The sequence below is a fragment of the Oceanibium sediminis genome (assembly GCF_003265325.1).
In the GTDB taxonomy this organism is placed as follows: Bacteria; Pseudomonadota; Alphaproteobacteria; order Rhodobacterales; family Rhodobacteraceae; genus Halovulum; species Halovulum sediminis.
This window is the reverse complement of sequence record NZ_QGNX01000030.1, coordinates 1-6,860: the sequence shown is the minus strand read 5'-3', so window position 1 is coordinate 6,860 and position 6,860 is coordinate 1. Positions and strand designations below refer to the sequence as shown.

The 6,860-nt window shown below is 61.5% G+C and carries 7 protein-coding genes and 4 pseudogenes; 9 read left to right on the top strand and 2 right to left on the bottom strand.

Annotated features, from left to right (window positions below; translation table 11 throughout):
- The 9 genes and pseudogenes from DJ029_RS21250 to istA all read left to right on the top strand — a co-directional run.
- On the top strand, positions 1-570 hold a 570-nt coding region (locus tag DJ029_RS21250), incomplete at its 5' end, for an amidohydrolase family protein (RefSeq protein WP_157966480.1).
- The gene (locus tag DJ029_RS21245) at positions 567-1,559 is read left to right on the top strand and encodes a succinylglutamate desuccinylase/aspartoacylase family protein (RefSeq protein ID WP_112324466.1); all 993 of its coding nucleotides are present in this window, start codon (positions 567-569) and stop codon (positions 1,557-1,559) included. The genes DJ029_RS21250 and DJ029_RS21245, both read left to right, overlap by 4 nt.
- A gap of 3 nt (positions 1,560-1,562) precedes the next feature.
- Entirely contained in the window at positions 1,563-2,606 is a 1,044-nt protein-coding gene (locus DJ029_RS21240; RefSeq protein ID WP_112324465.1) for an ABC transporter ATP-binding protein, read from the top strand.
- A 12-nt stretch (positions 2,607-2,618) separates the two neighbouring features.
- Entirely contained in the window at positions 2,619-3,590 is a 972-nt protein-coding gene (locus DJ029_RS21235; protein ID WP_112324464.1) for an ABC transporter ATP-binding protein, read from the top strand.
- 428 nt (positions 3,591-4,018) lie between these two features.
- Positions 4,019-4,459 carry a GFA family protein gene (locus tag DJ029_RS21225; RefSeq protein WP_112324462.1) on the top strand — a complete coding sequence of 147 codons (441 nt, stop codon included), beginning with the start codon at positions 4,019-4,021 and terminating at the stop codon, positions 4,457-4,459.
- 36 nt (positions 4,460-4,495) lie between these two features.
- A pseudogene (locus DJ029_RS21220) lies at positions 4,496-4,621 on the top strand (transposase domain-containing protein); the annotation flags it as partial.
- 118 nt (positions 4,622-4,739) lie between these two features.
- Positions 4,740-5,144, top strand: coding sequence for an IS66-like element accessory protein TnpA (gene tnpA / locus DJ029_RS21215; protein ID WP_112324461.1), 405 nt, complete (start codon positions 4,740-4,742; stop codon positions 5,142-5,144).
- Entirely contained in the window at positions 5,141-5,425 is a 285-nt protein-coding gene (locus DJ029_RS22545) for a hypothetical protein (protein ID WP_198671237.1), read from the top strand. The genes tnpA and DJ029_RS22545 overlap by 4 nt, the downstream gene beginning before the upstream one ends.
- A gap of 148 nt (positions 5,426-5,573) precedes the next feature.
- Positions 5,574-6,137, top strand: a pseudogene (gene istA / locus DJ029_RS21205) (IS21 family transposase); the annotation flags it as partial.
- A gap of 198 nt (positions 6,138-6,335) precedes the next feature.
- On the opposite strand, the pseudogene DJ029_RS21200 reads toward istA, so the two are convergent.
- A pseudogene (locus tag DJ029_RS21200) lies at positions 6,336-6,476 on the bottom strand (ornithine cyclodeaminase family protein); the annotation flags it as partial.
- Positions 6,473-6,860: pseudogene (locus DJ029_RS21195) on the bottom strand (strawberry notch-like NTP hydrolase domain-containing protein); the annotation flags it as partial. The pseudogenes DJ029_RS21200 and DJ029_RS21195, both read right to left, overlap by 4 nt.

The following is a 6,860-nucleotide window of genomic DNA, read 5'->3' as shown; positions in this document are numbered from 1 at the left end:
GCCTGTGTGGACGAGGCCCGCCGCAATGGCCGCAAAGTTGTTGCGCACCTGCATGGAGGCCCGGCGCTGAAAGTCTGCATCGAGGCCGGCGTTCATTCGGTCGAACATGGCATCCTCTACACTGAAGATGATGTGAAGCTGGTGGCCGGATCCGACACCTGGCTGGTGTTCACCACCGGTGTCGGCCAGGTGGCGATGGAAAGCCCGGATACGCCGGAGCATTTCAGGGCCAAGGCCTCGGCGGCTCAGGCGAACAGCCTGAAGGTCCGCAGATGGGCCAAGCAATACGGCGTCAAGATCGCGGTTGGTACCGACACCAATCACGGCCGCATGGACGTGGAGGCCGCAGCCCTCGTGGAAGCTGGCTGGACACCGCTTGAGGCGATCCAGGTCTGCACTCTGAAGGGGGCGGAACTCTGCGGCTTGGCCGACAGGATCGGCTCGCTGGAGCCGGGCAAACTCGCTGACATCATCGCCGTGGCTGGCGATCCGATTGCCGATCTCGGCAAGCTGCGCGACGTCACTTTCGTGATGAAGGCTGGCAAGGTCGAATTCGCGGAGGCCGCATGATGGAGGGCGCCGTGAAATCCGCGTTCGAAATCGGCACCGCGCGCGCTGCTGCCGGAGAGACCTCGGTCGGAGTTCTGAAAGTGGCGGTTGCAATGGACGCCCGCGAAGTGACCATCCCGGTAGGCATCGTTCACGGAGCCCGGCCGGGTCCGGTCGTGCTTGTCGAGGGTGGGCTTCACGGCATCGAGATCGCGACGGTGGAGATCTGCCGTCTGCTCAAGGAGAGGATCGTTCCGGCCAACCTGGCCGGGACGCTCGTCCTGGCACCCCAGGTCAACCCTTGGGCGTTCCTTGCCTCGAGCCGGTTCACGCCCCACGATTCGCTGGACATGAATCGGGTATTCCCCGGCGCCGAAGGGGGAACCTTGACGCATCAGGTAGCGCGGGTCGTGACCCGCGAGTTGCTGAATCGAGCCGATGTCGTGATCGACTGCCATTCCTGCAACCCGCCCTCGCTGCACTTCACCATCGTCGGCGAAGAAGGCAACGCTGAGACCCAGCGGCGCTCGGTCGAGTTGGCGAAGGCGTTCGGTTATCCGGTCGTCTGTGCCAACACTGCCTATTCGGGAACCTTGTCGGGGTATTGCCTGGAGCAGGGCAAGCCGACAATTACTCCGGAGTTCGTATTCTCCCGACGTTTCGACCGTACGTCGGTCGAAACCGGTGTTACAGGTGTGCTTAACGTTCTGAAACACTTGAACATGCTCGACGGCGCCATCGAGCCGCTTGATGTGGCCGGAGCCTTTGGCGACGTGCTGGCCTACCGGTCGATCGGGGCCACCAACGGCGGCTTCTGTTTTCTGGAACAGGAGTGTGGCGTAAGCGTCAAGGCGGGTGATACGTTGGCCGTGCTCCGGGATTTCTGGGGCCGCGAGACCGAACGCATCCTGGCGCCGCAAGACGGTATCGTGATCGCCTATCCGCTGCAGGGCAACCAGGCCGCAGGTTCAGGCGACAAGGTAGCCTACCTTGCCTATCGGATGGATTGACAGGTGACGCATCTTCTTGAAGTCCGCAATCTACACACGCATTTCCGCACCCCCGGCGGTGGCCTCGTGCGGGCTGTCGACGGGGTTTCGTTCAGCCTCGACCGAGGCGAGACTTTAGGCATCGTGGGAGAGTCGGGTTCGGGGAAATCGGTCACCTCGCTGTCAATCATGCGGCTCCTCTCCAAGCCAGCGGGATTCATCGCCGGTGGCGAAATCCATCTCGACGGCCGCGATCTACTGGCCATGAGCGAGCGCGAAATGCGCCGGGTCCGCAGCAAGGAGATCGCAATGATTTTTCAGGACCCGATGACATCTCTCAATCCGGTGGTTCCCGTTGGCCGCCAGATTGCTGAACCGCTAAGGGTGCATATGCGTATGACCCCGCGGCAGGCTCGAGGTCAGGCAATCGAGTTGATGGGGAGGGTGGGCATCCCGGAGCCTCATCAGCGCGTCGATGATTATCCGCACCAGTTCTCGGGCGGCATGCGCCAGCGCGTGATGATCGCGATCGCTCTGACATGTAATCCTAAGCTCCTGATCGCCGACGAACCGACTACGGCACTCGACGTCACCATCCAGGCTCAGATACTGGAACTGATACGACAGCTTCAGGCAGAGCTGGAAATGGCCGTCATCATCATTACCCACGATCTCGGGGTCGTGGCCGGAGTCGCAGACCGGGTCAACGTCATGTATGGTGGTCGAATAGTCGAGAGCGGCCCGACTGATTACATCTTCGAGCAGCCACGCATGCCATATACGATCGGCCTCCTGCGCTCGGTGCCTCGCGTCGACGATGACAGCGACAATCGTCTGGTGCCGATCCGCGGCACCCCGCCGGACATGGGAAAGCCGATCGTTGGCTGCGCTTTCGCGCCACGCTGCGATCATGCCCACTCGCGCTGTCTGGATGCCGCACCGACCTTGCGCACCGTCGCGCCGGACCATCGCGCCGCCTGCCATTTCGACATCACGCTCGATACTCCAACGACCGCGGCGCCCAGTGTGCCCGCGATCGAATGGGGTGGCGTCAGTTCAAATCCGTAGGAGAGACGTGCCATGCAACCGCTCGTGCAGGTCAACGACCTCAAGATGCATTTCCCGCTCCGCAAGGGCATTGTCGTTCAGCGACAGATTGGCTCGGTCAAGGCCGTCGACGGGATAAGTTTCGACATCGACGAAGGCGAGACGCTGGGCCTCGTGGGCGAATCCGGCTGTGGCAAGTCGACGGCGGGTCGCGCAATTCTTCAGGTGCGCAAACCGACTGCCGGCTCGGTCCGATTTCGAGGCACCGAATTGGTCGGTCTGGGCAAGGCCGGAATGTCGGTTTATCGGCGGCACCTGCAGATGATTTTCCAAGACCCATACGCGTCACTTAATCCCCGCATCTCCGTTGGCGAGGCGATCGCCGAGCCGATCCGAGTGCACGGTTTACGACATGGCGCGGACGTTGCGCAGCGTGTGCGGGAATTGATGGAAATGGTTGGACTGAGCCAGTCGATGATGACTCGTTATCCGCACGAATTCTCCGGTGGTCAGCGTCAACGAATCGGCATCGCCAGGGCACTCGCCGTTGAGCCAGAGTTCATTGTCTGTGACGAGCCGGTGTCGGCACTGGACGTATCGATTCAGGCACAGGTGATCAATCTACTTGAAGATCTCCAGCAGCGACTGAACCTTACCTATCTTTTCATCGCCCACGATCTCGGCGCGGTTAAACACGTCTCGAACCGCATCGTGGTCATGTATCTGGGCAAGATCGTCGAAATCGCCGACAGCGTGGAGATTTACCGGCGGCCACTGCACCCCTACAGCAAGGCGTTGGTCAGCGCAGTTCCAGTGCCTTCCCCAAAACTGGAGAGGAAAAGATCGCGGATACTTCTAAACGGTGATTTACCCAGCCCGATCAATCCGCCGTCGGGCTGCCGCTTTCATACCCGCTGTCCGATCGCCATCAAACGCTGCGCGACCGAAGAGCCGCCTCTGGTCGAGCATGGGTCCAAGCACAAGGCTGCGTGCTGGATGATCTGAGATGCGTACGGTTCGCAATGGTAAGGTCACTTCTGGCGACATTTTCCGAGGTCAGACTGCGCATTTCGACGCATCCGGCCGGCTCTTCCGACAACATCCGGTTGAAATTGACGGCGCTATAGATGCCGTGATCAGGCTGGACCCCATGACCCCAGGCCAGATGGCTTTAAGTCATTGGTTCCACCACCTAAACGCCGACTTGCCTTAGGTCAGGAGCAGCGTCAATTGTGACCGATTCGACCCTGGTATTTTCGATGAGAAATCAGTTCTTTAGCGGCAATTCAAGGGGTTCATGGTTGGGAGTCACGTCACAACCTGAACCCACTGCCGGCGGGCGCCGCTGCGGAACTTTCTGTCGCTTTCCGGCCGAAATACGTGTTAAAACGAGGTTGTGGCTCGGCGAAACCCGCGCATGAGGAGGAGAGACTATGTCCGGTTCCTATACAGGTGGTTGTGACCACGTCCACGTCAAAGCCACGGCAGAGCCGATCGACAACCACGTCTGCCATTGCAATGTCTGCAAGGCAGTGACCGGGCAGCAGAGCACGCATGTCGCCTTCTTCAAACATGGCGACCTGTCGGTCGATCACCCCGACAAGATGAACCGCCAGCCGTTCAACAAGGACAACCCAAACGGCCCGCTCGAGCTTTGCACCTGTGCCGACTGCGGTGCCGCTCTGATGCTCGACGACAAACAAAAACGCATCCGCGTCGCGGTGCCGAACGTCATGGGCTACGATGATGCCGCGTTTCCCGAGGCTACTTACCACGCCTTCTATGACACCTCGAAAGGTTATCCAAAACCCTCGGACGGCCGACCGGTCCACGAAGGCCTGCGCCCGGAATTCGCGTGGCCCCAACCCGCCTGAGCTGTCGGTCCAGCCCACCATCACCCCGGGTGCGAAACCTGTAAGATCAACAACGTCGAGCCCTTCGCCTACCTCAAGGCCACCCTCGCGGCGATCGCCAATGGCCATCCGCAAAGCCGCATCCACGGCTTGCTGCCGTGGAACTTCAAACCGTCAACCTGATGATCCGGTGGGCCTCAGGTAACGCTTACCTATCACTGGCCGCCGCTGTGGAAGAATTGTATGCCTGCGGTGAGGGCCGTCTGCTCTGATTGAGCAAATGGTCTTAAGGCATTGCCTTATGGCATGTGCTTCAGTTGTTTCACCAATCGAGATCTTCGCCGGCAATGAGGTTGGCCGTCGTCGGCACTGGTCGGACGAGGACAAGATCCGGATCGTCGAGGAGAGCCTGCGCGGTTACGGGCAGGGCTCGGCAACCGCGCGGCGGTATGGCATTTCGCGGTCGCTGCTCTCGATCTGGCGGCGCGAGTATCGCAGCGGGACGCCTGGCGCGCCGGAGGCTGGCGGCGGTTTCGTGCCGCTGGTGATGGAGAGCGCCCCGCCTGAGCCAGAAGCCCGGCCTTTTCGGGAAGCCGACGATGCCCGGATCGACATCACGCTGACGAACGGGCGTCGCATGACGATCCCTGCTTCGCTGTGCCCTTCGTATCTGGCGGCGTTGCTGGCCGTGCTGGATCCGCGATGATCGCGTTTCCGGCCGGGGCGCGCGTCTGGATCGCGGGCGGGGTGACGGACATGCGCTGCGGGATGAACAGCCTTGCGCTGAAGGTTCAGCAGGGGCCGGGCCGTGATGTCAACGGCGCGGATATTCTGGTCCGCGCGACAACTACCGAAGAGTTCGCAGAGGCCTCCAGTCGCTATTTCGATAACGATGCAGGTCGCTTTGCTCCGCCACATGCGGACGCGAGCGACCCAGTCAAGGTGGCTGCCGTCGTTCAGGCGATCGAAATGGCCATCACGGTGTAAGCGCCGGACGTAATCTCCCCAAAACCGCCGTTTGAAAATTCCCCGGACGTGAGCGTCAGGGCCAATTCCGAACCTCATTTATTCGGAATTGGCGCTGGCGCGAGACACAGGCCTGATGCTCCGAACAGAGAGCGACAGGGGCAGGCAGGTGAAAGGACTGAGGGAGATCGTCTTGATCCAGGATTTGAAGAACCAGGGTCTCAGCATCACCGCGATCGCGCGGAAGGTTGGCTGTGACCGAAAGACAGTGCGGAAGTATCTCGAGTTGGGGTTGGAGGCGCCGGTCTATGGCCCGCGCCAGCCGCGTGCGCGGGTGATCGAGCCCTATGAACGCTACCTGCAGGAGCGCGTGCAGGCCTTTCCCGATCTCAGCGGGGCACGGCTTCTGCGCGAGATCCGGGAACTGGGGTATGAGGGTGCCTACACGGCGGTGACCGACTTCCTGCGTGAGGTGCGCCCGGCGCGGCATGCCCCGTTCGAGCAGCGGTTCGAGACCCCTCCCGGCAAGCAGGCCCAGGTCGACTTCGCGGAGTTCACGGTTGAGTTCGCCGACGAGCCAGGTGTGGTTCGCAAGGTCTGGCTGTTCTCGCTTGTGCTGGGTCACAGCCGCTGGCTCTGGGGGCGCTTCGTCGCCAGCCAGAACCTGCAATCGGTGCTGCGCTGCCATATCGCGGCCTTCGCGGCGATCGGCGGTGTGCCGGAGGAGATCCTCTAGGCGTAGACGACGGAAATGCCGGGAAGCGTCGAAAGATCGTGCAATGCCCCGTCGGTGCCGGAAAGCGGCACGGACGGCACAGTCTGCCCCCCCCCGCGGCGAGGTACTCACAACATATTCCACTCGGCTCTCCCCCTGCCGCATGTCGCGCTGTCGCGGCGACGTTTCTCAGAAGTCACCGCGCGCGGCGCGGCATCAGAAATCGACGTCAATCGCAATACCCTGCTTGACGGCGAGATCGACCACCGACGAGGCAACCGCCAAGTCCTGAAGCCCGACACCCGTGCCGTCAAAGATCGTTATTTCCTTCTTGGACGTCCGTCCCGGATGGTCTCCGACAGGCGGCGTTCCATCAGCGCCTCGCCCGTCGAGACGATCTGGATGACAGCCGCATGGCCTGCAGCCAGATCTGCATCGATGGATGTGATCAGCGTGGGGGTCTTCATCGAAGTGAGCAAATGGCCGAAGAAGCGCTGTTTGGCGCTCTCGAAAGCCGACCGCGCAGCGGATTTCGCCTGACGGTTTAGGGTGCCCGAGTCTCCGGTGATATTGGCCGCCTCCATCGCGGCGTCGAGGTTGTTGTGAATGATGGCGAAGGCCCCGGCATAAGCATCGTAAATGCCGCGCTGCTCGGGGCTGAGCGCATGTTCGAGCATCTCGTATTCGACACCGTCATAGGACAGCGACCGCGCCGTGTAGAGACCGAGCGCCCGGAGGTCG